The sequence below is a fragment of the Embleya sp. NPDC056575 genome (assembly GCF_042793325.1).
Taxonomy (GTDB): Bacteria; Actinomycetota; Actinomycetes; order Streptomycetales; family Streptomycetaceae; genus Embleya.
The window spans coordinates 14,457-38,340 of the sequence record NZ_JBHTVA010000077.1 but is presented as its reverse complement, the minus strand read 5'-3'; the positions used below and the strand labels follow the sequence as shown (position 1 = coordinate 38,340).

Genomic DNA, 23,884 nt, shown 5'->3' with positions numbered 1-23,884 from the left:
TACGGGGCAGCCTAACTTGCGCCGGGTACGAGTTCCCTGGTCGCCCGCCACCGAGCGCGGCTCGCCCGGTCGTCTCGCGGAGTGGAAGGTCTACCTCGTCGCGCGGAACGCCCGATAACCTGCCTGCATGTCTCTCGGTGCGGCAGCCACCCGAATCAGTCGAACTCCGGCCATTCGCGATCTCCTCGCGGACGGCACCCGGTCCTTCTCCTTCGAGTTCATGCCCCCACGCACGGAGGCCGGCACCCGCACCCTGTGGGAGGCCATCCGCCGCGTCGAGGCACTGGCGCCGACCTTCGTCTCGGTCACCTACGGCGCGGGCGGCTCCAGCCGGGGCCTGACCGTCGACACGACCGAGCGCATCGCCACCGAGACCACGCTCACCCCCGTGGGGCACCTCACCGCGGTCGGCCACTCGCGCGCCGAGCTGCGCAACATCATCGGGCAGTACGCGAACGCGGGCGTGCGCAACGTGCTCGCGCTGCGCGGCGACCCGCCGGGCGACCCGAAGGGCGAGTGGATCGCCCACCCCGACGGCTTCACCTACGCCGTCGAGCTGGTCGAGCTGCTGCGCGCGTCAGGCGACTTCTGCGTGGGCATCGCCGCGTTCCCGGAGATGCACCCGCGTTCGAACAACTGGGACGAGGACATCCGGCACTTCGTGGCCAAGTGCCGCGCGGGCGCCGACTACGCGATCACCCAGATGTTCTTCGACGTCGAGGACTACCTGCGCCTGCGCGACCGGGTCGCGGCGGCCGGGTGCGACATCCCGATCATCCCCGAGGTGATGCCGGTGACCAGCCCGACCACGCTGGTGCGGGCCGACGAGCTGAGCGGCTGCTCGGTGCCGGCCGACCTGTCGGCGGCGGTCGAGGCGGCCGGCGACGACCGGGCGGCGGTGCGCGCGATCGGGGTGGAATACGCCACCCGGATGTCCGAGCGGCTGCTCGCCGAGGGCGCGCCGGGCCTGCACTTCATCACCTTGAACCGGTCGACCGCGACCACCGAGATCTACCAGAACCTCGGACTGGACGGGGACGCCGGCGCGGCACGGGGCGCCGGCTCGACCGAAGTCGGCTGACCCGCTTTCCTCCCGATGACCGGTTCACCCTCTAGGGTGAGGCCACGAACCGGTAACGGAGGGATCGACCGTGCAGTTCGGCCTGGTGGTGCTCTACATCCTGTTCGTGCCGATCGGACTGTGGCTGCTGACCGAGGTGTTGTGGCAACACGGCGCCCCGTTCCGCTACCGCGTGCTGGCCTTCGTCGGCTTCGTCGGCGTGGCCGCCGGCGTCGGCATCAAGAACCCGGTGGTGGTCGGCATCGGCGCGTTCTGCTTCGCGGTCGGCCAGTTCCTGACCACCCGCTATGTGCGCAAGGCGTACCACCACGGCTGGACGGTCAGCGGTCGCCGCCCGAAGGGCCGCCGGGCCAAGGCCCGCTGAACCCGGCCCGACCGAAGACCTCGAACCAGGCCGGACACCGCGAGCCGCGCCCTACGCGCGCCCGATCAGCTCCGCCACCAGCGCCGCCGACATGCCGACCCGGGGCAGCCCGCCGCCCGGATGGGCACTCGCGCCGACCGAGAACAGACCCGGTACGGCCGACCGGTTCGGCACCCGGCGCGGCGCGCTGCGTGGCCCGTCGGCGCCCGCGCCCGGCACCGCGCCGCCCGGGGCACCGGTGGCCGCCGCCACGTCGGCCGGGGTGCGCAACTCGGACCACAGGACCCGGTCGCGCACGTCGAGGCCGCGCCGGGCCATCAGGTCGAGCAGGGTCGCGGGGTAGGCGTCCCGGACGGCGGCCGAGGCCCAGTCCACGACGCCGTGCGGCGGCACGCGCAGCTGTACCGTCCACGCGCTGTGCCCCTCGGGGGCCAGCGCCGGGTCGTCGGGGGCGAGCACGCACACCGTCGGATCGCTCGGCGGCGCGGAGCGTCGGGCGAACAGCGCGTCCGGTTCCCGGCCGGGATCGTCCGCGAACAGATAGGTGCGGTGCGGCGTCCCGGGGGTGTGCCCGCGCAGCGCGAGATGCAGTTCGAGCGTCGCGGAGGCGGCCGGCACCCGCCGCGCCCCGGCGGCCCCGGGGCCGGACAGCAGCCCGGCCGCGTGCGGGTCGGTGGGCAGGTCGGTGATCACGATGTCGGCGGCCAGGTGCCCGCCGTCGGCCAGGCGCACCCCGCCGACCCGGTCGCCCTCGCGTTCGATCGCGACGACCTCGGTGTCGGTGCGCACCTTCACCTTCCGCTGCAGGCAGCGCGCGTGCAGTGCCTCGGTCATCCGGTGCAGGCCGCCGCGCACCCACCACACCCCGAAGGTCTCCTCCAGGTAGGGCAGCGTGGCCAGCGTCGCGGGCGCCTTGCCCGGATGGCAGCCCGCCTCGGCGGCGAAGCGCTCCAGGTGGGCGCGCAGCCGGGGATCGCTCAGCGTGGCGCGGCCGAGCGAGCGCAACGAGCGCCACGGGGCGGTCACGCGCAGATCGGCCCGCCCGCTCCCGGCACTGCGCAGCCGTTCGGCCCGCCGCGCCGGGTCGGCCAGCAGCGGTGCCTCGATGAAGCTCTTCCGGGTGACCCCCCACATCTCGCCGGCCCGGTGCAGCAGCCGCTGCCAGTCGTCGCCCGCGCCCGCTCCGAAGCCCGCCTCGAACGCGTCGTGGGTCCCGGACCGGGAGGCGTTGGGGAGGTCGACGACGGTGCGTGCCCCGGTCGCGGCGGCGAACGACTCGCGAGTGGGGGAGGCGAGCGGGACCAGGTCCACCACGTCCTCGATCGCCGCGCCGGTCTTGAGGAACAGGTCGCGGTAGACGGCCGGCAGCGTGAGCAGCCCGGGGCCGGTGGTGAAGGTGAAGCCGTCGCGCACGATCGACCCGGAGGCGCCGCCGGTCGAGGACGATCGTTCGCAGATCGTCACCTCGTGCCGAAGCGTGGCCAGCCGAGCGGCCACCGCCAATCCACCGATACCTGCGCCGACGATCACGATGCGAGCCACGTCGGTAGAGCGTATATGCGGAAGCGGGGGACCAGGCCCGCCCCCCGGGCCTGGTCCCCCGCTCCGTCCCGCGACCGCTCCCCACGGTCTACGGGCCCACCCCCCAGCGGGTCACGATTGGTAAGACTCGCGACCCCCGTCCAGGGTTGTACGCGCGGGGAAGATTTCTTTCCCCGGATCCGCGGTGCCCCGAAAACGATGATCGACGGGGATATGGGCGCCGGTACTCGGTGTGCTTCTGAGTATTCGTACGGATGTCGCGCCCCCGGGCCGACCGCCAGAGTTGTCGGCACGGGGAGAGCCAAGGGGAGCCTCGGGGAGTGCCGTTCGAGGGGGACGGCGGAGGCGAGCGACGACATCGGGACCGGCGACACGGGGCGACGGAACGGATGGACGGGGACGACGGCCGCGGGGGGCGGCGGGTCGTTCGGAGCGGTGGTCCGGTCGTGGGGACGGCGGACCACCGCTTTTCGCGGTGCGCGGCCCGGCCGCCCGCGCCGACGACCCCGGTTCGAGCGCGTCGGGCGGCCGGTCAGCCGGTGACCACCGCGACCAGGCGGGTGCCCGGGGCGAACGCGCCGCGCTCGGCGAGGGCGAACAGCCCGAACAACATCTTGCCGACGTAGACCGGCTCGGGCGCGAAGCCGTGTCGGGCCGCGAAGTCGGCGAGGAAGGTGTCCAGTTCCGGGCCGCGCCGGGCGTAGCCGCCGTGGTGGAAGTCGTTCTCCACGTGCCAGTTGTCGGTCGGCGCGCCATAGGTGCGGCGCTGGAGGTCGGCCACCTCGTCGGCGAGGAAGCCGCCCCTGAGCACCGCGAAGCCGATCGCGCGCCGCCCGGCGGGCAGTCCCGCCGCGATCCCGGCCAGTGTGCCGCCGGTGCCCGCCGCGACGCAGACCGTGTCGACGTCGTCGCCGAGTTCGGCGGGCAACTCCGCGCATCCGCGCACGGCGGCCTCGTTGCTGCCGCCTTCGGGCAGTACGTACGCGGGCCCGTGTGCGGCGAGCAGTCGCTCCAGCACCGGTGTCGTGTGTTTGGCCCGGTAGGTGGCGCGGTCCACGAACACCAGTCGCATGCCGCGTTCGGCCGCGAAGGCGAGCGACGGGTTGAGCGGGCGGTCGGCGAGTTCCTCGCCGCGCACCACGCCGACGGTGGCCAGACCGAGCGCGTGGCCGGCGGCGGCGGTGGCCCTGAGGTGGTTCGAGTAGGCGCCGCCGAAGGTCAGCAGGGTGTGCTCGCCCCGCTCGCGGGCCGCCGCCAGGTTGTACTTCAGCTTGCGCCACTTGTTGCCCGGCACCTCGGGATGGATCAGGTCGTCCCGTTTGAGGCACAGGAGCAGGCCCAGGGCGGTCAGCCGGGGATCGGACAACTCGCACAGCGGCGAGGGCAGACGTGGTCGCACCCGGGCAGGGTCGCACGTCGGCCGGCTCGGCGGCGGAATCGGCGGCGTCGGTGGCCGGAGTCGGTGGTGGGTCGGCTGTCGGAGTGGCCTGTCACGGTGGACGGGACGGGGGTCGTTCGACCCGAACATGCTCGAACATCGATCGAACACGCCGGTTCGCCCGGTACTGCGGCAATGACGTTGACGTGGGTGGGGGAGCGAGCTTTACTGGCAAACGGGATCGAACTTTTGTTCGAGAGAAAAGTTCGACTCGAACGGCACGGGGCAAACGGATGGGCAGCCGGGGTCGCGGTGCGTGGGGAAGCGCATCGCGGCCCGGGCCTCGGCAGAGGAGGAGCCGTATGACGCGTCTGCACACCGATCCGGTGGAGGTGCTGCGCAGTGGTGGGGATCCCGCGCGGTTCCTGTGGCACGACCGGCTCTACGTGGTCCGGGAAGTGCTCGGCCACTGGGTCGAGACCGGCGAGTGGTGGCAGCACGCGCGTTCGCGGGCCGCCGTCGTGACGACGGGGGAGCGCGAGGTGTGGCGGGTGGAGGCCGGAGCCGGCCGCAGCGCGCCACTGGGCGTCTACGACCTCAGCCTGGACGCCGGCGCCGGGACCTGGACGCTGGCTCGGACCGCCGATTGAGGAGGTGACTCCGTGAGCGCAAGCGCGAGCGCGAGTGTGCGCACGAGTGTGAACCAGTCCGCCCACATACCCGAGCCGCCGCCGATCCGACGAGCGCCGGTGCGCTGGTCGTCCGCCCCGCGCGGCGCGCTCGACCTGCTGGCCCAGGCCCGACGCGGGCTCACCGAGGCCGCCGTCAACCCCGACGCGGCGGAGCGCTACGCCACCGCCCACCTGGCCGCGCTGCGGGTGGCCGCGGCCGTGCTCGCCGCCCGGGCGCAGGCCGACGAGCAGCGCCCGGGCCGGCGCCGGCGGGCCCCGCGCAGCGCATGGGAGCTGCTGCCGAAGGTGGCGCCCGAGCTGGTCGAGTGGGCCGCCTTCTTCGCGTCCGGCGCCCGCAAGCGCGCCGCCGCCGAGGCGGGCCTGCCCGGCGCGGTCACCGGCCGCGAGGCCGACGACCTGATCCGCGACGTCGAGACCTTCTTCCGCCTGGTGGTGCGCCTGCTCGCACTGCCCCCGATCCCGGCCCCGCCCCCGCCCGTCGACTGAACGCCGTCCCAGTCACGCCCCGTCACCGAACGCCCCCACCCAAGAACCGGCACCACCCATGAACCGACCGAATCGATCGAACCGCCCCTTCGCCCACCTGCACGTCGCGTCGGGGCATTCGATGCGCTACGGCGTCTCGCATCCGAGCACCCTGATCGAGCGCGCGGTCGAACACGGCCTGGACACCCTCGCGCTGACCGACCGGGACGGGGTGTACGGCGCGGTCGCCTTCGCGCGCGGCTGCCTCGCGGCGGGCATCCGGCCGATCCTGGGCGCCGAGCTGGCGGTGCTGCCCGCCGAGCCGGATCCCGTCGCGCCGGGCCGGATCCGGCGCACCCCCGCGCGCGGCGGCGCGTTCACCGACCCCGGGCATCCCCGGGTCACCGTGCTCGCCCGGGGCAAGGCGGGCTGGGCCGCGCTGTGCCGGCTGATCAGCGACGCGCACCGGCGCGACCGGGCCAACCCGGTGACCACCTGGGAGGCGCTGGCCGCGACCGACGGCGCCGTGGTCGTACTGGCCGGGCCCGACTCCGAGGTCGGCCGGGCGCTCGCCGCCGACCGGCCCGCGCTCGCCGAACGACTGCTCGCCCGGGCCCGCGCCGCCATGCCCGACGACGCCCTGTACCTCGAACTGGTGTGCCACCTCGCGCCGCCGGGCCGCGCCGGATCCGCCGTCCACGCGGCCCGGATGCTCACCCTCGCCGACACCCACCGCGTGCCCGCCGTGCTCACCAACGCGGTGCGCTACGCCGACCGCGAGGACGCCGTGGTCGCCGACGTGCTCGACTCGGCCCGCCGACTGGTCCCACTCGGCCCGCACCACCTGGCCCGCACCGGCTCCGAGGCATACCTCAAGCCCACCCTCGACATGGTCGCCGTCGCCGCCGAGATCACCTGCCTGGCCGGCCGGGGCACCGCCGCCGCGCTGCTCGGCGCCGGCCGCGCGCTGGCCGACGAGCTGGTCCTGGACCCGGCCCGGGACCTGGGCCTGGGCAGCGTGTTCTACCCCGAGCCGGAGGTGCTGGGCGTGCCCGCGAGCCGGGCCGGCGCCGAACTGCGCGCACGGTGCGAGGCGGGCCTGGGGCTGCGCGGCATCGCCCCCACCACCGAGGCGCTGGGTCGCCTCGACGACGAGCTGGCGCTGATCGGCCGACTCGGCCTGCCGTCCTACTTCCTGACCGTGGCCGGCGTGGTCGACCTGATCCGGGACATGGGCGTGCGCTGCGCGGCCCGCGGCTCCGGCGCGGGCAGCCTGGTCAACCACCTGCTCGGCATCTCCGGCGTCGACCCGCTCCGACACGGCCTGCTGATGGAGCGTTTCGTCTCGGACCGGCGCACCGCGCTGCCCGACATCGACGTCGACGTCGAATCCGCCCGCCGTACCGACGTCTACCGGCGGATCATGGAGGTCTTCGGCCCGGAGCGCTGCGCCTGCGTGTCGATGGCCGAGACCTACCGCGCCCGGCACGCCATCCGCGACGTCGGCGCGGCGCTGGGCCTGGCCGCCGGCGAGATCGACGAACTGGCCAAGGCGTTCCCGCACATCCGCGCCCGCGACCTCGGCCCGGCCCTGCGCGACCTGCCCGAACTGCGCAACCACCGACTCGCCCGGGACGGCGGCTTCGACGGCCTGTTCGCGCTCGCCGCCCGGCTCGACGGCCTGCCCCGACACCTCGCCCTGCACCCGTGCGGCGTACTGCTGTCCAACCCCACCCTCCTCGACCGCACCCCCGTGGAGACCTCCGCGCAGGGCTTCCCGATGAGCCAGTTCGACAAGGAGGACGTCGAACACCTGGGACTGCTCAAGCTCGACGTGCTCGGGGTGCGGATGCAGTCCGCGATGGCGCACGCGGTGGCCGAGATCGAACGGGTCGACGGCGCCGCCCCCGACCTGGACACGATCGCGCACGACGACCGGGCCACGTTCGACCTGATCCGCTCCACGCGCACCCTCGGCTGCTTCCAGATCGAATCGCCCGGACAGCGCGAGCTGATCGGCAAGTTCGCCCCGGAGACGTTCGAGGACATCATCGTGGACATCTCGCTGTTCCGGCCCGGCCCGGTCAAGAGCGACATGGTCACCCCTTTCCTGGCCGCCCGCCAGGGCTGGACCGAGCCCTACTACATCCACGAGGACTTCCGCGCGGCGCTGGCGGAGACCTGCGGCGTGGTGGTCTTCCACGAACAGGTGATCCGGATCATCCACATCGCCACCGGGTGCGACCTCGCCCGCGCCGACGTGGCCCGCCGCGCGCTGGGCAGCCACGAGCGAAAACCCGCCGTCCGGGACTGGCTGTACGAACTCGCCGCGCACCGCGGCTACGGCCGGCCGGTGATCGACAAGATCTGGGACGTCCTGGAGGCATTCGCCTCGTTCGGCTTCTGCAAGGCGCACGCCGCCGCCTTCGCGCTGCCCACCTACCAGTCCGCCTGGCTCAAGACGCACCACACCGCCGCGTTCCTGGCCGGCGTGCTCACCCACGACCCCGGGATGTACCCCAAACGGCTGATCCTGGACGACGCGCGCCAGTTCGGCGTGCCGATCCTGGGCGTCGACGTCAACCGCTCCGACGACGTCTACCGGGTCGAACCCCTCCCCGAGGGGCCGCCCGGCATCCGGATCCCGCTGGCCGAGATCAAGGGCATCGGCGCCGACGAGGTCGCCCACGTGCTGGCGCACCGCCCGTACACCTCCCTCGTCGACTTCCGGGCCCGCAGCGGCGCGTCCCGCCCGACCACCGAACGGCTGATCACCATCGGCGCGTTCGACGCCGTGCACCCGGCCCCGACCACCCGCCGCGACCTGCTCCTGCAACTCGCCGACCTGAACCGCCTCGGCCGGGCCGGCCGAGCCCGGGGCGGCCGACACCAGGAGGGCGCCGAACTCGACCTGGGCCTGGCCCCCGACATCCCGCCGGCCACCGGCCTGCCCGAGTTCACCGACGTGGAACGGGTGCGGGCCGAACTCGACGTGCTCGGCCTGGACGCCGGCCGCCACGTGCTCGACTTCCACGCGCCGTTCCTGGCCGACCTGGGCATCACCCGCGCCCGCGACCTGCTGAACCGGCGCAACCGCGCCGAACTGCTGGTCGCCGGGGTCAAGGTGGCCACCCAGACGCCGCCGATCCGATCCGGCCGCCGGGTGATCTTCCTGACCCTGGACGACGCCACCGGACCGGTCGACACCACCTTCTTCGAGGACGCCCAGGACCCGTACGCGGCCACGCTGTTCCACTCCTGGCTGCTGGTGGTACGCGGCGTGCTGCGCCGCACCGGACCGCGCGGCGTGTCGCTGCGGGCCACCGGCTGCTGGGAGTTGGGCGCGCTGCACGACGCCTGGAGCATCGGCGGCGTCCCGGCGGTGCACGAGTTGATGGCCCAGGCACGGCCGGCGTCCGCCGCGCCCGCCGAGCGCCGGGTCCTGGTGCACGCCAGCGGCTTCAAGGTCTCCCCGTACGCCGACCTGCGTCCCGCCGGCACCGCCGCCAAGCAGGCCCCGCGCAAGCTGTGGCACGCCAGCCCCGGGAGCGCGGGATGACCTCCGTACACGCTCTAAGGTGGAACCCGACCGGTTCCGGAGGAGGGTGTTCGTGTCCGACCAGACGCGCAGGCGCAGCTCGATGCGCACCGCCGTCGTGTGGCAGGTGCTGCGCGAGGCGTTGGACCGACGGGCCGAGGCGGCCGGACGGGACGTCCTCGACGTGCTCGACACCGGCGGCGGCACCGGCAACCTCGCGGTGCCCATCGCCCGACTCGGACACCGGGTCACCGTCGTCGACCCCAGCCCCGACGCGCTCGCCGCGCTGGAGCGCCGGGCCGCCGAGGCCGGGGTCACCGACCTGGTCCGCGCCCTCCAGGGCGACACCCACGACCTGTTCGACGTGGTCGAGCCGGACGCCGCCGACGTGGTGTTGTGCCACGGCGTCCTGGAGGTGGTGGACGACCCCGCGGCCGACCTCGGCCGGATCGTCCGCGCGCTGCGCGCCGGCGGCACGCTCAGCCTGCTCGCGGCCAACCGCACCGGCGCGGTCCTGGCCCGCGCCCTCGCCGGGCACTTCGACCAGGCCCGCGACCTGCTCGCCGACCCCGAGGGCCGCTACGGCCCGGCCGACCCGATGCCGCGCCGGTTCACCGTCGCCGACCTCACCGCGCTGGTCGCCAAGGCCGGTCTGGAGGCGGGCCCGGTGCACGCGATCCGGGTCTTCGCCGACCTGGTCCCGGGCGTCCTGGTCGACGACCCGGGCTCGTTCGACGCCCTCCTCGACCTCGAACGCGCCGCGGCCGAACAGCCCGAGTACCGCGCCCTGGCCACCCAACTGCACCTGCTCGCGGGCAAGCCGGCGGACAGGGCCTAGCCCCGCCTTCGGCCCGGGGCCCGCTTCCCGCCCCGGCCGCGACGCCCGGACGGGCGGTGCCGGATGAGCACCGCCCGATCCGCGCCGCCGCAGGCGATCATGCACGTCGACATGGACGCCTTCTACGCGTCCGTCGAGATCCGCCGCGACCCGACACTGCGCGACACCCCCCTGGTGGTGGCCGGCCAGGGCCCGCGCGGGGTGGTGCTCTCCGCCACCTACGACGTGCGCGCGCTGGGCGTGCACGCCGGCCAGGCCACCTCCCGGGCCCGTCGGCTCGCTCCGCACGCGCTCTTCCTCTCCCCGGAGCACGACGACTACGCCCGCGTCTCCGGCGGCGTCATGGAGGTACTGCGCTCGATCACCCCGCGCGTGGAGCCGCTGTCCCTGGACGAGGCGTTCCTCGACCTCGCGGGCGTCACCCGCCGCCTGGGCCCGCCGGAGATCGTGGGCGAGTCGATCCGCGCCCGGATCTTCGACGAGCAGGGCATCACCTGCTCGGTCGGCATCGCGGACACCAAGTTCACCGCCAAGCTGGCCGGCGCGCTGGCCAAACCCGACGGGCTCAGCGTGATCCGCCCCGAGCAGGTGGTGGACTTCCTGCACCCGCTCCCGGTGGACCGCCTGTGGGGCGTCGGCGAGCGCACCGGCGCGTTGTTGACCGATCTGGGCCTGACCACCATCGGTGATGTCGCCCACACTTCGGTCGAGACGCTGAGCCGCGCGCTCGGCGCCGCCGCGGGCCGCGGGCTGTACGAACTCGCCTGGGGTCGGGACCGCCGGCCGGTGATCCCCTGGGAACCCGAACGCAGTATCGGCGCCGAGGAGACTTTCCCCACCGACGTGGACGACCCGGTGGCGATCCGCCGCACCCTGCTCGCCCTCGCGCACCGCACCGCGACCCGGCTGCGCCGGGCGAAGACGGCCGGGCGGACCGTCACGATCAAGATCCGGTTCGCCGACTTCAGCACCATCACCCGCAGCAGGACCCTGCGCGAGGCCACCGACGTGGGCCACGAGATCTACCACGTGGCCTGCCTGCTGCACGGCGCGCTGGGCCTGGAACGGGCCCGGCTGCGCCTGGTCGGGATCCGGGTGGAGGGCCTGGTCGGCGGCGGCTGTCCGCGCCAACTGGTGCTCGGCGAACGGGATCCGGGCCGGCGCGAGGTGGAGCGCGCGGCCGACGCGGTGCGCGGCCGATTCGGCGACTCGGCGCTCACCGCCGCCACCCTGCTCGGTCGCGGGCCCCGGGCGCGGGGCCCGCGAGGGCGCTGAACCACCGCCCACCGCCGGCTCCGGCCGCCCCACGCGCCGCCGACGCGGACCCGCCCGGCCCCATCCCTCAGCGCGAACCCGCCCGGGCCGCATATCATCGAAGCCCTGACCGGGGGACATGAGCGTGCGTCGGGCAGGGCACAAGTGTGGGAAGGGGCGGGAATCGATGTGGTGAACCCTCACGCGGTGTCGGGCGTCGAGCCCGTGCCGAGGGTGGCTTTCACGACAGCGATTACCTGCCTATCCTGAAAGGGCCGCAAGGTCGCGTCGCGGCCGACGAAGGAGGACGCCGTGCCGCTCTCAGAGCACGAGCAGCGCATGCTTGAGCAGATGGAGCGAGCGCTCTACGCCGAAGATCCCAAATTCGCGACAGCGCTCGAAGCAGCCGGCATGCGCCGGCATACCCGGCGACGCACGGTCCAGGCGATCCTCGGATTCCTGCTCGGCATCGTCCTGTTGATGACCGGCATGATGGTCCAACAGATCTGGGTCAGTGTCATCGGCTTTCTGGCGATGCTCGGTGGGGCGCTCCTCGCGGTCACCGGTTGGCGTCGGGGGCCGGCGACGGCCGAAGCGGGCGAAGGCGGCGGCGCGGGCCGCGGCCGTGCACCGCGGCGGCGCAACAAGGCCAAGGTGATGAACCGCATCGAGGACCGCTGGCGTCGTCGACGCGAGGAGAACGGCTGACGTTCGGCGCATACCGCACCGCGTCGACGACGCGACCGGGGAGACCCGGTCGCCACGGGTCGAGTTCCGGGCGCGACGTCGAGACGGGGCGGCATACGAAACGACAACGCCGGTGGCGGTGACCTCCGAGGGAATCGGAGGTCACCACCACCGGCGTTTTGTCATCGTGCCCAGGTGCCCAGGTGCCCAGGTGCCCAGGTGCCCAGGTGCCCAGGTGCCCAGGTGCCCAGGTGCCCAGGTGCCCAGGTGCCCGGGTGTTCCCATGCCCCGGTTCGGGCGGGCGGCCGGGGCCGCCCGCCGCTCAGCCGAGGTCGGCCGGCTTCGGCGTGCCGCCCGGGCCCCCGTCCCGGCGGCGCCGCGGCAGGCGGGGCCGGAGGCGCTCGGCGAGCGTGTACCGACGCTCGGCCCGGCTCGGCCCGCCCCGGCGGCGCAACGACGGCGGGAGCAGGCTCGCCCGCAACCGGCGACCGCGTCCGGCCCGGGCCAGCAGGCCCCGGCGGACCGCCCGCACGTCCTCGCCGAGGCCCGGCTCGCGGACCGGCGGGGTGGCCGCGTACAACAGCCGTTCGGTGGCGAGCGCGATCCGCGGCAGCGCCTCGCGGGCGGCGAGCACGGCCGATCCCGCCGCGAGTCGCCCGGTGTCGTCGGCGTCCCCGGCACCCTCGGCGGCGGGCGCGTCGACCGCCAGCACGGCGAGCAGCCGTTCGGCGGCCTGGCGCGGGGTCTCCGCGTCCGGTGCCGGGTGGCCCAGGTCGCGGGCGGTGTCCAGCACCTCGGCCCACCCGCCGAGCACCGGCCCGGCGCGGTCGTCGGCATCGACGTCGGCCGCCACGTCCCGGGTGAGCGCCGCGAACCGGCGTCGGCGTACCCGGGTGCGGACCAGCATCGGCGCCACCACGAGCAGCACGGCCAGCAGCACGGCGCCGCCGATCAGCAGCACCCGGCCGGACAACCGCGGCCCGTCCGAGGAGGCGCCGACGGCGGCCGGCGCGCTGGTCGTGGCGGTCGACGGCCCGGCGCTCGGCACCGTCTGCGGCTGCTTGGTGGGCAGGTCGCCCGCACTGCCCGGGGTGGCCGACGGCGCGACCGGCGCCACGTCCTGCTGGGCGTAGGACGGCGAGTTGCCCCGGGAGGGGGTCGGCTCGAACCGGATCCAGCCCGCGCCGGAGAAGTACAGCTCCGGCCACGCGTGCGCGTCGTGGCTGCTGACCTTGTAGCTCATGTCGGCCTGCTGCGTGCCGGGGATGAAGCCGACCGCGATCCGCGCCGGGATGCCCAGGGTGCGGGCCATCACCGCCATCGCGGAGGAGAACTGTTCGCAGTAGCCGACCTTTTGCTCCAGGAAGTTCTCCAGCGCCGAGGCGCCGTTGCCGGGCGGGACCTTGGTGTCGTAGCGGAACTGGTTGGAGCGGGCGAACCACTCCTCCAGGTTGCGGGCCCGGTCGTAGGAGGTGCCGTTGCCGCCGATCCGCTGCGCCTGCTGGCGGATCCGGTTCACCATGTCGGACGGCAGGTTCAGCGCCACATAGGGCGCGAGCGCGGGCGGCGGCGGGCCGGCGGCCTTGAGCTGGGCGGGGGTCGGTTCGACGTCGAGGCTGGTCACCGTCCAGCCGAGGCCGCGCAGGCCCTGCTTGTTGTCGGCCAGCAGCAGGCGACCCTCGGGCTCGTAGCGCCAACTGCCCTTCACCTGGACCTGCGTCGCCGGGTAGGGCATCGGCAGCGAACCCTGGTCGTAGTCCCGGTCGGACTCGACCCGGGTGATCACCTCGGTGGTGCGCACCCCTTGATCCAGGCCCGGCGGCTTGGGGAAGTCCTTCGGCACGTCGGTCAGTTGCCGCTCCGACGGCTGCCAGGAGCGGCCGTCGAACCGGTCGAGGGAGGAGATCCGCAGATAGATCGAGCCGGGCGAGGCGGAGGTGGTGCGATAGCGCATCAACTCCCGGTTCTCCGCCCGGTTCAACTCGTCGGAGAGCTTGACCACGGGGTTGATCGTGGTCAGCCGATGCGACTGCGGCCCGTTGTCGTTCTTGTCCAGGAGCCGGTTGGCGCTCAGCGGGATCAGCGCGGGCACCGCGACGGCCACCGCGAGCGCGGCCACGCCGATCCGGCCGCCGCCGCGGGCGGGCGGGCGGTACTGGCGCATCGGCGGATAGCCGGGCGGTATCGGCGGGGCCAGCGGCCTGCCCCAGCGCAGCAGCCGTTCGCGGCCCTCCGCGAGCAGCAGCAGGACGTAGGCCAGCGCCGCGATCAGGAAGACCGCCCAGCCGAGGCCGGACTGGGACAGCGCGGCGGGCACGCTGTAGAGCGCGAGCAGCGGCAGGCCCGCCGGGGCGGCCTGGGCGTAGGTCACCGCGATCATGTCCACGATCACGGCCACGCCGCCCATCACCGTGAGCAGGATCGCGACGATCCCGGGCGTGGCGGGCGCGGGCGTGCTGAACTCGCGGATGTCCTGTCCGCCGGTGCGCATCAACTCCACGAACGCGTCGACGCTGCTCGGGGTCGGGATCGGGCCGCTGGCGTCGGGGACGCAGACCAGGAGCAGGTAGGGCACCAGGGCGGCGACCTGGGTCAATCCCACGATCGGGCGCGGCACCCGGATCCGCCGGGCCCCCTCGCCGACCAGGGCGACCAGCAGGATCGCGCCCAGTCCCTGGGCGATCCAACTGCCCGCGTCGACCAGCGGGAGCAGTGCGGACGAGGTCAGCGCGGTCGCGAGCGCCGCGACCAGGGCCAGACGCAGTCGGCCGGTCATGGCCGTTCCCCTCCGTCGACGGTGGAGCCCCCGATCGTGGGCGCCGCGCGGGGGCGCGGCGGCGGGCCCGAGGCGGCGGGCGTGGATACGGGCGCGGGAGCCGCGGGGGCGGCGGCGCGCGCGGTGCCGGCGTAGGACATCGAGCCGGCGGCGGCCGGGTCGCCCACCCGGCCGGCCGCGCGCCACAGCTCGGCCAGCCGGGAGCCGGCCCGGGCGGAGAGCACCCGCCAGCCGGCCTGGCGGAGCAGGCCCACCGCGCTGTCGTGCGGCAGCGCGCCGGGCACCCGGCCCCACGTGCTCACGTCCAGGACGATCGCGACCCCGCGCCCGGAGCGGTGCCGGGCCCGTCCGAGCCGCTTGACGTCGTCCTCGGTCAGCGCGCCGAGCACGGCGACGGTCAGCCCGCCGCCCGCCGGGTCGCGCAGCGCGGGCTCGGCCTGGTCCAGGGCGTCGACCGGCACCGTCCCCACCACCGCGAGCGCGTCGAGCAGGAAACCCTCCAGGTCGCCGGGCGCGGCCCGGATGCCCTCCAGGTCCCCGGCGAGCGCGTCGCCCTCGGCGTCGAGCAGGCGGGTGGTGTAGCCGCGCCGGCACAGGTGTACGCCCACCGACGCGGCGGCCGAGACCACCCATTCGAAGGACGAGGCCGGTCCGTCGCCGACGTGCGCGCCGGCGCGGGTGTCGATCAGTACGGTGGCCCGGTTCTGCCAGGCCTGTTCCTCGCGGCGCACCATCAGTTCGCCGCGGCGGGCGGTGGAGCGCCAGTGCACCCGGCGCACGTCGTCGCCGTGCCGGTACTCGCGCGGAACCACGTCCTCCTCGCCGGACGCGGACACGTTGCGGGCGTGGCTGTCGCCGTAGCCGGTCCACTCGCCGCCCAGGTCCACCGCGGGCAGCGGCTGCACGGCCGGGGTGACCACGAGGGTGTCCCGGGCGGCGAAGGAACGGGTCAGCTCGCACATCCCGAACGGGTCGGCCATCCGCAACCGCAGCGGCCCCACCGGGAAACGCCCGCGCAGATCCGAGCGCACCCGGTAGGACACGTGCCGGTTGCCGTGCGGTTCGATGCGGTCCAGCACGAAGCGGGGCCGCGAGCCGAGTACGTAGGGCACGTGGTCCTCGAGCATCAGCAGACCGGTGGGGATGCGCGAGACGTTGTCCACGCGCAGCCGCACCTGGGACTCGTGGCCGGCCGCCACCCGGGGCGGCTCCAGCCCCCGGGCGCTGGTGACCAGGTGCCGGGTGCGGGCGACGATCAGGACCGCCACCAGCGGCAGCGCGGTGAGCAGGAAGCCGACCCGCAGCAGGTCGCGTTGGCCCAGGACCACCGCGCAGATGCTCGCGGCGATCCCCGCCGCGAGGAAGGAGCGCCCCCGGGTGGTCAGGCCCGACAGTGCGGTACGCACGTCAGCGCGCCGCCCCGGAGCCCGTGCCGCCGAGCCGGCCGTCGGACGGCACCGGCGCGTAGCCCTCGTGCGCGGTCGGCGCCTGCGTCGGGTACGGCCGGCCGCCGTTGTGGTGCGGGACGCCGCCCGGGTAGGGCTGGTGGGCGGGCGGCACCGGCGGGGCGGGCACGGTCTGCGGCGCGCCGACCGCCCGGCCCTGGGCCGGTTGCGGGGCCTGGCCGGTGGGGCCGCCGGGGACCGGGACCTGGCGCACGATGTCGGCGACGATCTGCTCCGGGGTGCGTCGGGCCATCTGCGCGTCGGCGGTGGGCAGCAGGCGGTGGGCCAGCACCGAGACGGCCAGGGTCTGCAGGTCGTCCGGCAGGACGTAGTCGCGGTTGTCCAGCGCGGCCGCCGCCCGGGACGCGCGGACCAGGTGCAGGGTGGCGCGCGGCGAGGCGCCCAGGCGCAGTTCGGGCGAGCGGCGGGTGGCGTTGACCAGGTCGACCGCGTAGCGCGCGACGGCCGGGGACACGTGCACCCGGCGTACGGCGTCGGCGAGGCGGACCAGGTCGCGCGCGTCGGCGACCGGGCTCAGGTCGGTCAGCGGGGAGCCGGCGCTGTGGCCGCCGATCATCCGCAACTCGGCGTCGATCGCCGGGTATCCCATCGAGACGCGGGCCATGAACCGGTCCCGCTGTGCCTCGGGCAGAGGATACGTTCCCTCCATCTCCACCGGGTTCTGCGTCGCGATCACCATGAACGGCGCGCTCAACTCGTAGGTGGTGCCGTCGACGGTGACCTGGCGCTCGGCCATGCACTCCAAGAGCGCGGACTGGGTCTTCGGCGAGGCCCGGTTGATCTCGTCGCCCACCACGATGTTGGCGAAGATGGCGCCCGGCTTGAACTCGAACTCGCGCTTTTCCTGGTCGAAGACGCTGACGCCGGTGATGTCCGAGGGCAGCAGGTCCGGGGTGAACTGGACCCGGCGCATGTCGCAGTCGACGGATCGCGCGAGGGCCTTCGCCAGCATCGTCTTGCCGACTCCCGGAACGTCCTCGACGAGCAGGTGGCCCTCGGCCAGCAGCACCGTCAAGGCGAGGCGGACGACCTCGGGCTTGCCCTCGATCACGGTCTCCATGGCCCCGCGGATCCGATCGGTGGTGACCGTCAGATCCCCCAGACCGGCCTGATCGTTGAACGTCGACACCCGTGCCCCTCCCTGGAACCGCGTTGTGCACGCCCTGGGTCAGGGCCACAGGCCGATTCTCCCGGTAGCGTGCGCTGCCGTCACCCCGTTGGACGGCCCGGACAACGCGCATTGCGACTCCGGACGGTAGCCGACGCGGCGTGGAGGGCGATCCGGTCGGCGCGAAAGGCTTCGGCCGAGACGGGTCGATCCCCTCGATGGTGCCGCGTCGATCCGGAATTCGGGTCGCGGGAGAGGCGACGGAGCCTATGACTGCGCGGAGGCGTCTTCCGGTTGCACGTCGGAGAGCGGGAAAACCTCGCGCAGCAGGCCGGTGGTGACGTCGTAGACGAAACCGCGCACGGTCTCCCGGTGCAGCAGGAACGGGGAGCGGAGCACCCGGTTCATCGACTGGCGCACGTCGCCGTCGAGATCGACGAACGCCTCGACCGCCCACTGCGGGCGCAGGCCCGTGTCGGCCTCGAGTTCGCGGCGGAAGTCCTCGGTGACGGTGAGCATGCCGCACCCGGTGTGGTGGATCAGTACCACCTGCGTGGTGCCCAGGTGCCGCTGACTGATCGTCAGCGAACGCACCACGTCGTCGGTGACCACGCCGCCCGCGTTGCGGATCACGTGCGTGTCGCCCAGTTCCAGACCGAGCATCGCGTGCACGTCCAGACGGGCGTCCATGCAGGTGACGACCGCCGTGTGGCGGACCGGCATGGCGGACATCCCGGGGTTCCGGTACTGCTCCGCGTAGAGGCGGTTGGCTGCGACAAGACGATCGACCATGGTCAGGACGTTAGCGATCGCGAGTCCCATGCGCTTCGTGGGGGGAGTCACACTGCCCACATGCAGATGTTTCGTCACATTTCTGCGCTATGACTGCTAATCCCCGAATGGGAGATTCGTACCGGGAGCCCAAGGGTGAAAAGGCCGAAACCCGCGCCCGATGCGGGAGAGTGGCGTGCAGGGGGCGCGCAATCGGGTGGTTCTTCTGGCTCACCCCTTCTGACCTGCACTTTTGCCATCAGTGGGAACAGAGTGACGCGCCCGAAAAGGGTTGACCGTGGGGTTTGGTGGAGTAGAGTGGCGAGAAATGGAGCCCACAAGCTCCTGGCGGCGGCCGGAGGTGCTCGGTGTTTCTGGGCACATACGAGCCCCGGTTGGACGACAAGGGCCGGCTGATCCTGCCGGCGCGGTTCCGGGACGAGCTGGCGGAGGGCCTTGTGATCACAAAGGGGCAGGAACGCTGCCTCTATGTGTGGCCCATCGCGGAGTTCACCCGGATCGCCGAGCAATTGGGCCGAGCCCCGGTGACCTCGAAGGCGGCGCGCGACTACATGCGCGTGCTCTACGCCGGGGCCTCCGACGCGGTGCCGGACAAGCAGGGGCGGGTGCTGGTGCCGCAACCCCTGCGCGACTACGCGGGCCTGGACCGCGACAGTCGGGACTGCGTCGTCATCGGGACCAACACCCGGGTCGAACTGTGGGCGGCCCGGACCTGGCACGACTACCTCGCGGAGCAGGAGCGGTCCTTCGCCGTGTTGTCCGAGGAGGTGCTGCCCGGTCTGATCTGAGCCGATCCGAGCGCGGCGATGCCCGTCGCGTCCTCTCGAAGCTCCCCGAGTCGCATCCTCACGAACGTGGTCTCGCCCGGCGCACCTGCGGCGAGGTCTCCACCCGCTCCGAGCTTTCTGGCACTCCTTCCCCGGTGCCAGAGGTCACTTCCCCAGACGAGCGGGCGGGGACCTGGCGGCACGGTTCGCGGCATGTTCCGCGAGAGAAGGTCGCACCTCGGCCTCCAGGCCCTGCCCGGCGGATCCTGGCGGGTCCGCGCCGCCCGGCACCGCGCCTCGCCGCACCGGAGAAACAGCCGAATGGAACCACTATGCGGCTGCTTCTCCGGCACGCCGACGCACGGCACCCGACGACGCGGCCTGCTCCGCCAGGATCCGCCGGGCAGGGCCTAGACTGCGGGTTTCCGCACGACGAAGGGCCCGGAGTGAACGCGACGATGGTGGAGGGGCCGTGACGGCACCCGCCCACATCCCGGTCCTGCTGGAGCGGTGTGTCGACCTGTTGGCCCCCGCGTTGCGCGCACCCGGAGCGATCGTGGTGGACGCGACGCTGGGCATGGGCGGACACAGCGAGGCCCTGCTCACCGCCTTCCCCGAGGTACGGCTGATCGGCCTCGACCGCGACCCCGAGGCGCTGGAGCGCTCCGCGGCCCGGCTCGCGGGGTTCGGCGAGCGGGCGACGCTGGTGCACGCGGTCTACGACGAACTGCCCGAGGTGCTGGACCGGCTCGGGATCGAGCGGATCGACGGCATCCTGTTCGACCTCGGCGTGTCCTCGCTGCAACTGGACCGGGCCGATCGCGGCTTCGCCTACGCGCAGGACGCGCCGCTCGACATGCGGATGGACCCGACCGCGGGCATCACCGCGGCCGACATCCTGAACGGCTACACCGCCGCGGAGTTGGCCCGGATCCTGCGCGACTTCGGCGAGGAGCGGTTCGCCCGCCGGGTGGCCGACGCGATCGTGCGCGAGCGGGAGAAGGAGCCGTTCACCACGAGCGCGCGGCTGGTCGACGTGGTGCGCACCGCGATCCCGGCCGCGACGCGGCGTACCGGCGGCAATCCCGCCAAGCGCACCTTCCAGGCCCTGCGGATCGAGGTCAACGGGGAACTCGCGGTGCTGGAGCGGGCGTTGCCGGCCGCCGTGCGGGCGCTCGCGCTGCACGGGCGGATCGTGGTGATGTCCTACCACTCGCTGGAGGACCGGATGACCAAGCGGGTGTTCGCGGCCGGCGCGCAGAGCAAGGCGCCGCCGGACCTGCCGGTGGTGCCGGAGGAGTTGCAGCCGCGGTTCAAGCTGCTCACGCGCGGTTCGGAGCAGGCGAGCGAGCGGGAGAACGAGGCGAACCCGCGCGCGGCATCGGTGCGGTTGCGGGCCGCGGAGCGGGTGCGGGAAGACCGGTGAATCGACGCGGCGGACGGGGGAGCCGATGAGCGGCGCGGCGAAGACGATGACCCGGATCCGCCTGGCCGCGCGCCGGGCGAAGGGGACCACGCGCACGCCGTTCGTGGTGCTCGTGGTCGCTCTGCTCGGCGGCGGCCTGTTGTCCCTGTTGCTGCTGAACACCGCGCTCAACCAGGGCTCGTTCGAGGTGGGCCGGCTGCAAAAGCGCCAGGACCAGCTCACCGACGACCGCGAGGCGTTGCAGCGCGAGCTGGACGCCAAAGCCGCACCCGGCGAACTCGCCCGGCGGGCCCAGGAGCTGGGACTGGTTCCGGGGGGCAGTGCGGTCTTCATCGACCCCGCGACCGGGCGGGTGCTCGGGGTGCCCAAGGCCGCCACGTCCAAGCCGCCGTTGGTTCCGGAGGCCCCGGCGACACCGGCCGGTGCCACGGCTGCCCCGCCCGCCGGTGGGGGACCGGGCGCGCCGGTGGCCCAGGCCGGGGCCGACCCGGCCGGGGCTTCGGCGCCGGCGACTTTGGCGGCGCCCGCGGCCGAGGCGCCGGCGACCACCGCCGCGCCCGTCGCCGAGACCCCGGCGGCCCCGGCGACGCCCGCCGCGCCGGAAGCGGCTCGTTGACGCGAGGCTCCGCCGATCGTGTCGCCCGCCCGGGCGCGCGGTCCACGGGCGGGTCGGGGCCGTGGAGCCCCGCGCCGCGAGAGGGCGGCGCGATTCGACGTGTCGGGTCGGGGTGGCGGGCGGGTCGATGTGGTCGGGTGGGCACGGGTGGGCTTTCGCCCGGCGCCGCGCGTTCGTCCGCTCGTTGTACGGGTGTACCGCCGGGTGCGGTGCGCCGGCGCGCTCGACCCGCTGTCGCGCTCGACTTGTTGTCACATTCGGCTTGCTGCCGCATTCGGCTTGAAGGGACCCCGCGTTGACCGACGGACGCCGTGACCCCCGTGATCCGCGTGATCCCGACGAGCCGCGTTCCGCCGGAAGGGGCCGCCGTGACGCCGGCGGCGACCCGGCCGGGTCCTCGGCGCGCCGACCCGGGCCGGCGGCCGACCGCACGGGTGCGCCGGACGCGCGCCGCCCGCGCCCGCGCGGTCAGGGCGACCCGGCCGCGCCGCGTGGTGCGGGCACGCGCGACGGGGAGCGGGCCGGCCGCGCCGGGCGACCGCGCCGACCGGGTGACGAGTCCGATCCGCCCGCGCGGCGCACCGGGCGGCCCGCGAGCCCCGACGCGCCCCGCTCGGGCCGGTCGCGCGCGGACGGCGCGTCCCCCGGGGCCGGGTCGGGGCGTTCGCGGGGCGATGGCGCCTCGCCCCGGGCGGGGGCCGGGCGGGCGCGGGACGCGAACGGGGCCGCACGTCGAGGGGCGGAGCGTGCCCGGGCCGAGGACGGCGCCGCCCGGCGCGATTCGGGTCGGTCGCGGGGCGGGGTGTCTTCCCGGGCGGAGTCCGGGCGTTCGCGGGGCGAGGGCGAGTCCGCGCGTCGGGGCTCGGGGCGCGGCGAGAACGCGGTCCCGCGGGCCGCGGGTGCCTCGTCGGGCCGGCCGCGCGTGGACGGTGCGTCCTCCCGGGCCGACGGGCGGGCGCGGGCCGGGTCCGGGGAGGATCGTGGGCGGCTTCGGGCGTCGCGGGCGCGGGAGCGTGGTGGGGCGGAGAGTGGGCCCCGGCCGGTGCGGCGGGCCGGGGACGCCGCCGCCACGCGGGACGAGCGTTCGGCCGCCCGACGACCCCGGCCGGTGGACGGTTCGCGGGACCGGGCCGCGCCGGAGCGGTCGCGGCCGCCTCGCGCGGCCTCCGGTGAGGGCGCCGGGCGGCGGGTTCGCGAGGCCGCCCGGGCCGAGCGGGCCGGGGCCTCGGGGCGGGCGCGGCCGAGTGCCGCCCCGCCCGCCCGTCCGCGCGCCCCGCGCCGGCCCGTACGGCCCGCCCGGATGGGCGACCCGCGCAAGCGGCTGCGGATCGGGCTGATCGCGCTCGGCGTGGTGCTGACCCTGTTCGCCGGCCGACTGCTCCAACTCCAGGCCCTGGACGCGCCCGCGTACGCCGCGCAGGCCGCCGCCAAGCGCACCCAGACCGTCACCGTGCCCGCCGAGCGCGGCTCGCTCACCGACGCCTCCGGAGTGAGCCTGGCCAAGTCGGTGGACGCCTACGACGTCACCGCCGACCCCACCCAGGTGCAGAAGTACGACCCGCGCGCCACCGCTCTGGCGCTGGCCCCGCTCGTGGGCGGCGACCCGGTGGCCATCGAGGCCAAACTGCGCACCCCCAAGTCCCGCTACGTCGTGCTCGCGCCGCAGGTGGATCCCGCCGTGTGGAACACCATCCGCCAGGCGCAGAAGGACCTCGGCAAGATGCGCCGCGACGACCTGGTCGGCATCTACTCGACCAAGCACAGCAAGCGGATCTACCCGGCCGGCCCCGTCGGCGCGAACCTGGTCGGCTTCGTCAACGCCACCGGCCACGGCGGCGGCGGCCTGGAGATGACCCTCGACGGCCGACTCGCGGGCAAGGACGGCCGCACCACGCAGGAGATGGTCTACGGCCGCCGAGTGCCCACCTCCGACCTCACCGGCACCCGGGCCGTGGCCGGCTCCGACGTGCAACTGACCGTCTCGCGCGACCTCCAGTGGTACGCCGAGCAGTTGATCGGCGCGAAGGTCGCCGAGACCAAGTCGGAGTCCGGCACCGTGGTGGTCCAGGACGTGCGCAGCGGCCAGATCCTGGCGATGGCCACCGCACCCGGCTACGACCCCAACCACATCGGCCCGAACGACGTGCACAACCTGGGCAACCGGGCGGTGGAGGAGGCGTACGAGCCGGGCAGCACCGGCAAGGTGATGACCATGGCCGCGGTGATCCAGGAGGGCCGGGCCACCCCGGGCACCCACGTGACCGTGCCCAACCGGCTCGCCCGCGCCGACCAACTGTTCAAGGACGAGCACGACCACCCGACCCAGCAGCTCACCCTGGCCGGCGTCCTGGCCAAGTCCAGCAACATCGGCACCATCCTGGCCTCCGAACAACTGGGGCCGGGCCGCGCCGAGGCCAACGCCAAGCTGCACGAGTACCTGACCCGGTTCGGTGTCGGGCAACCGTCGGGCCTGAAGTTCCCGGGCGAGACGCCGGGCATCCTGGCCCCGCCGCAGAAGTGGAGCGGGTCACAGCAGTACACGATCCCGTTCGGCCAGGGCCTGTCGGTCAACTCGGTCCAGGCCACCTCGGTGTTCCAGACCATCGCCAACGGCGGCGTGCGGATCGAGCCGAGCCTGGTCAAGGGCAGCACCGACGCGGACGGGAAGTTCAAGCCCGCCGCCGCGCCCAAGTCCACCGTGGTGGTCAGCCCGGAGACCGCCCGCCAGGTGAGCGACATGCTGGAGACCGTGGTCGCCGACGACGGCGGCACCGGCAAGAACGGTCGCATCCCCGGCTACCGCGTCGCGGGCAAGACCGGCACCGCCAACCGGTTCGACCCCAAGACCGGCCACTACAACGGCTACACCACGTCCTTCATCGGCTTCGCCCCGGCGGACAACCCGCAGGTCGTGGTGTCGGTGACGCTCCAGGCGCCGGGCGTCGACGGCGGTGGCGGCAGCCTGTGCGCGCCGGTGTTCCAGCAGGTGATGACGTTCGCCCTGCAGAGCCGTCGGATCGCCCCGAGCGGCACCGCGCCGCTCGATCTCCCGATCGAGTGGTGACCGGTGCCGGCACCAGGCGAGGGGCCAAAG

At 74.3% G+C, this 23,884-nt stretch carries 18 protein-coding genes; 12 read left to right on the top strand and 6 right to left on the bottom strand.

Going from position 1 to position 23,884, the window contains the following annotated elements:
- Window positions 1-127 precede the first annotated feature (127 nt).
- Together metF and ACFRCG_RS40175 are read left to right on the top strand one after the other, a co-directional pair.
- On the top strand, window positions 128-1,081 hold the full coding sequence (gene metF / locus ACFRCG_RS40180; protein ID WP_380040882.1) for a methylenetetrahydrofolate reductase [NAD(P)H]: 954 nt from the start codon (window positions 128-130) through the stop codon (window positions 1,079-1,081).
- Between the two features lie 70 nt (window positions 1,082-1,151).
- The gene (locus tag ACFRCG_RS40175; protein WP_126638312.1) at window positions 1,152-1,445 is read left to right on the top strand and encodes a hypothetical protein; all 294 of its coding nucleotides are present in this window, start codon (window positions 1,152-1,154) and stop codon (window positions 1,443-1,445) included.
- Between the two features lie 51 nt (window positions 1,446-1,496).
- Here ACFRCG_RS40175 and ACFRCG_RS40170 read toward each other — a convergent pair whose 3' ends face one another.
- Window positions 1,497-2,987 (bottom strand): phytoene desaturase family protein, encoded by a 1,491-nt coding sequence (locus ACFRCG_RS40170; protein WP_380040880.1) that lies wholly within the window; start codon window positions 2,985-2,987, stop codon window positions 1,497-1,499.
- 532 nt (window positions 2,988-3,519) lie between these two features.
- On the bottom strand, window positions 3,520-4,386 hold the full coding sequence (locus tag ACFRCG_RS40165; protein ID WP_380040878.1) for a 1-aminocyclopropane-1-carboxylate deaminase/D-cysteine desulfhydrase: 867 nt from the start codon (window positions 4,384-4,386) through the stop codon (window positions 3,520-3,522).
- Between the two features lie 341 nt (window positions 4,387-4,727).
- Here ACFRCG_RS40165 and ACFRCG_RS40160 point away from each other — a divergent pair, with 341 nt between their 5' ends.
- From ACFRCG_RS40160 to ACFRCG_RS40135, 6 genes are all read left to right on the top strand, one after another.
- Window positions 4,728-5,015, top strand: a complete 288-nt coding sequence (locus ACFRCG_RS40160) for a DUF6504 family protein (RefSeq protein ID WP_126638310.1) — start codon at window positions 4,728-4,730, stop codon at window positions 5,013-5,015.
- 12 nt (window positions 5,016-5,027) lie between these two features.
- Window positions 5,028-5,543 (top strand): SAV_6107 family HEPN domain-containing protein, encoded by a 516-nt coding sequence (locus ACFRCG_RS40155; RefSeq protein ID WP_371863019.1) that lies wholly within the window; start codon window positions 5,028-5,030, stop codon window positions 5,541-5,543.
- Window positions 5,544-5,601: 58 nt separating this feature from the next.
- On the top strand, window positions 5,602-9,081 hold the full coding sequence (locus ACFRCG_RS40150) for a DNA polymerase III subunit alpha (protein WP_380040876.1): 3,480 nt from the start codon (window positions 5,602-5,604) through the stop codon (window positions 9,079-9,081).
- Window positions 9,082-9,133: 52 nt separating this feature from the next.
- Window positions 9,134-9,898, top strand: coding sequence for a methyltransferase domain-containing protein (locus ACFRCG_RS40145; protein WP_380040874.1), 765 nt, complete (start codon window positions 9,134-9,136; stop codon window positions 9,896-9,898).
- A gap of 63 nt (window positions 9,899-9,961) precedes the next feature.
- Window positions 9,962-11,173, top strand: a complete 1,212-nt coding sequence (gene dinB / locus ACFRCG_RS40140) for a DNA polymerase IV (protein WP_380040872.1) — start codon at window positions 9,962-9,964, stop codon at window positions 11,171-11,173.
- A gap of 291 nt (window positions 11,174-11,464) precedes the next feature.
- Window positions 11,465-11,860 carry a DUF3040 domain-containing protein gene (locus ACFRCG_RS40135; protein ID WP_380040870.1) on the top strand — a complete coding sequence of 132 codons (396 nt, stop codon included), beginning with the start codon at window positions 11,465-11,467 and terminating at the stop codon, window positions 11,858-11,860.
- 301 nt (window positions 11,861-12,161) lie between these two features.
- Here ACFRCG_RS40135 and ACFRCG_RS40130 read toward each other — a convergent pair whose 3' ends face one another.
- The 4 genes from ACFRCG_RS40130 to ACFRCG_RS40115 form a co-directional block, all read right to left on the bottom strand.
- Window positions 12,162-14,615, bottom strand: a complete 2,454-nt coding sequence (locus ACFRCG_RS40130; protein ID WP_380040868.1) for a transglutaminaseTgpA domain-containing protein — start codon at window positions 14,613-14,615, stop codon at window positions 12,162-12,164.
- Complete coding sequence (locus ACFRCG_RS40125; RefSeq protein ID WP_380040866.1) at window positions 14,612-16,021, bottom strand: DUF58 domain-containing protein; 1,410 nt, start codon at window positions 16,019-16,021, stop codon at window positions 14,612-14,614. The genes ACFRCG_RS40130 and ACFRCG_RS40125 overlap by 4 nt, the downstream gene beginning before the upstream one ends.
- A gap of 1 nt (window position 16,022) precedes the next feature.
- Window positions 16,023-17,210 carry an AAA family ATPase gene (locus tag ACFRCG_RS40120; RefSeq protein ID WP_380040864.1) on the bottom strand — a complete coding sequence of 396 codons (1,188 nt, stop codon included), beginning with the start codon at window positions 17,208-17,210 and terminating at the stop codon, window positions 16,023-16,025.
- Window positions 17,211-17,456: 246 nt separating this feature from the next.
- Complete coding sequence (locus tag ACFRCG_RS40115; RefSeq protein WP_380040862.1) at window positions 17,457-17,981, bottom strand: beta-class carbonic anhydrase; 525 nt, start codon at window positions 17,979-17,981, stop codon at window positions 17,457-17,459.
- A gap of 347 nt (window positions 17,982-18,328) precedes the next feature.
- On the opposite strand from ACFRCG_RS40115, the gene mraZ reads away from it, so the two are divergent.
- The 4 genes from mraZ (at window position 18,329) to ACFRCG_RS40095 (ending at window position 23,854) form a co-directional block, all read left to right on the top strand.
- Window positions 18,329-18,769: a division/cell wall cluster transcriptional repressor MraZ gene (gene mraZ / locus ACFRCG_RS40110; RefSeq protein ID WP_380012722.1), complete on the top strand. Its 441-nt coding sequence runs from the start codon at window positions 18,329-18,331 to the stop codon at window positions 18,767-18,769.
- Window positions 18,770-19,220: 451 nt separating this feature from the next.
- Window positions 19,221-20,174 carry a 16S rRNA (cytosine(1402)-N(4))-methyltransferase RsmH gene (gene rsmH, locus ACFRCG_RS40105; protein WP_380040860.1) on the top strand — a complete coding sequence of 318 codons (954 nt, stop codon included), beginning with the start codon at window positions 19,221-19,223 and terminating at the stop codon, window positions 20,172-20,174.
- Window positions 20,175-20,199: 25 nt separating this feature from the next.
- The gene (locus ACFRCG_RS40100; protein ID WP_380040858.1) at window positions 20,200-20,790 is read left to right on the top strand and encodes a cell division protein FtsL; all 591 of its coding nucleotides are present in this window, start codon (window positions 20,200-20,202) and stop codon (window positions 20,788-20,790) included.
- Window positions 20,791-22,090: 1,300 nt separating this feature from the next.
- On the top strand, window positions 22,091-23,854 hold the full coding sequence (locus ACFRCG_RS40095) for a peptidoglycan D,D-transpeptidase FtsI family protein (protein WP_380040856.1): 1,764 nt from the start codon (window positions 22,091-22,093) through the stop codon (window positions 23,852-23,854).
- The last annotated feature ends 30 nt before the right edge of the window (window positions 23,855-23,884 follow it).

Bases quoted from the DNA above. Each gene is read 5' to 3' on its own strand.
- metF (WP_380040882.1), top strand. From the start codon at position 128: ATGTCTCTCGGTGCGGCAGCCACCCGAATCAGTCGAACTCCGGCCATT.
- ACFRCG_RS40160 (WP_126638310.1), top strand. From the start codon at position 4,728: ATGACGCGTCTGCACACCGATCCGGTGGAGGTGCTGCGCAGTGGTGGG.
- ACFRCG_RS40150 (WP_380040876.1), top strand. From the start codon at position 5,602: ATGAACCGACCGAATCGATCGAACCGCCCCTTCGCCCACCTGCACGTC.
- dinB (WP_380040872.1), top strand. From the start codon at position 9,962: ATGAGCACCGCCCGATCCGCGCCGCCGCAGGCGATCATGCACGTCGAC.
- ACFRCG_RS40130 (WP_380040868.1), bottom strand. From the start codon at position 14,615: ATGACCGGCCGACTGCGTCTGGCCCTGGTCGCGGCGCTCGCGACCGCG.
- ACFRCG_RS40115 (WP_380040862.1), bottom strand. From the start codon at position 17,981: ATGGTCGATCGTCTTGTCGCAGCCAACCGCCTCTACGCGGAGCAGTAC.
- ACFRCG_RS40100 (WP_380040858.1), top strand. From the start codon at position 20,200: ATGAGCGGCGCGGCGAAGACGATGACCCGGATCCGCCTGGCCGCGCGC.
- ACFRCG_RS40095 (WP_380040856.1), top strand. From the start codon at position 22,091: ATGGGCGACCCGCGCAAGCGGCTGCGGATCGGGCTGATCGCGCTCGGC.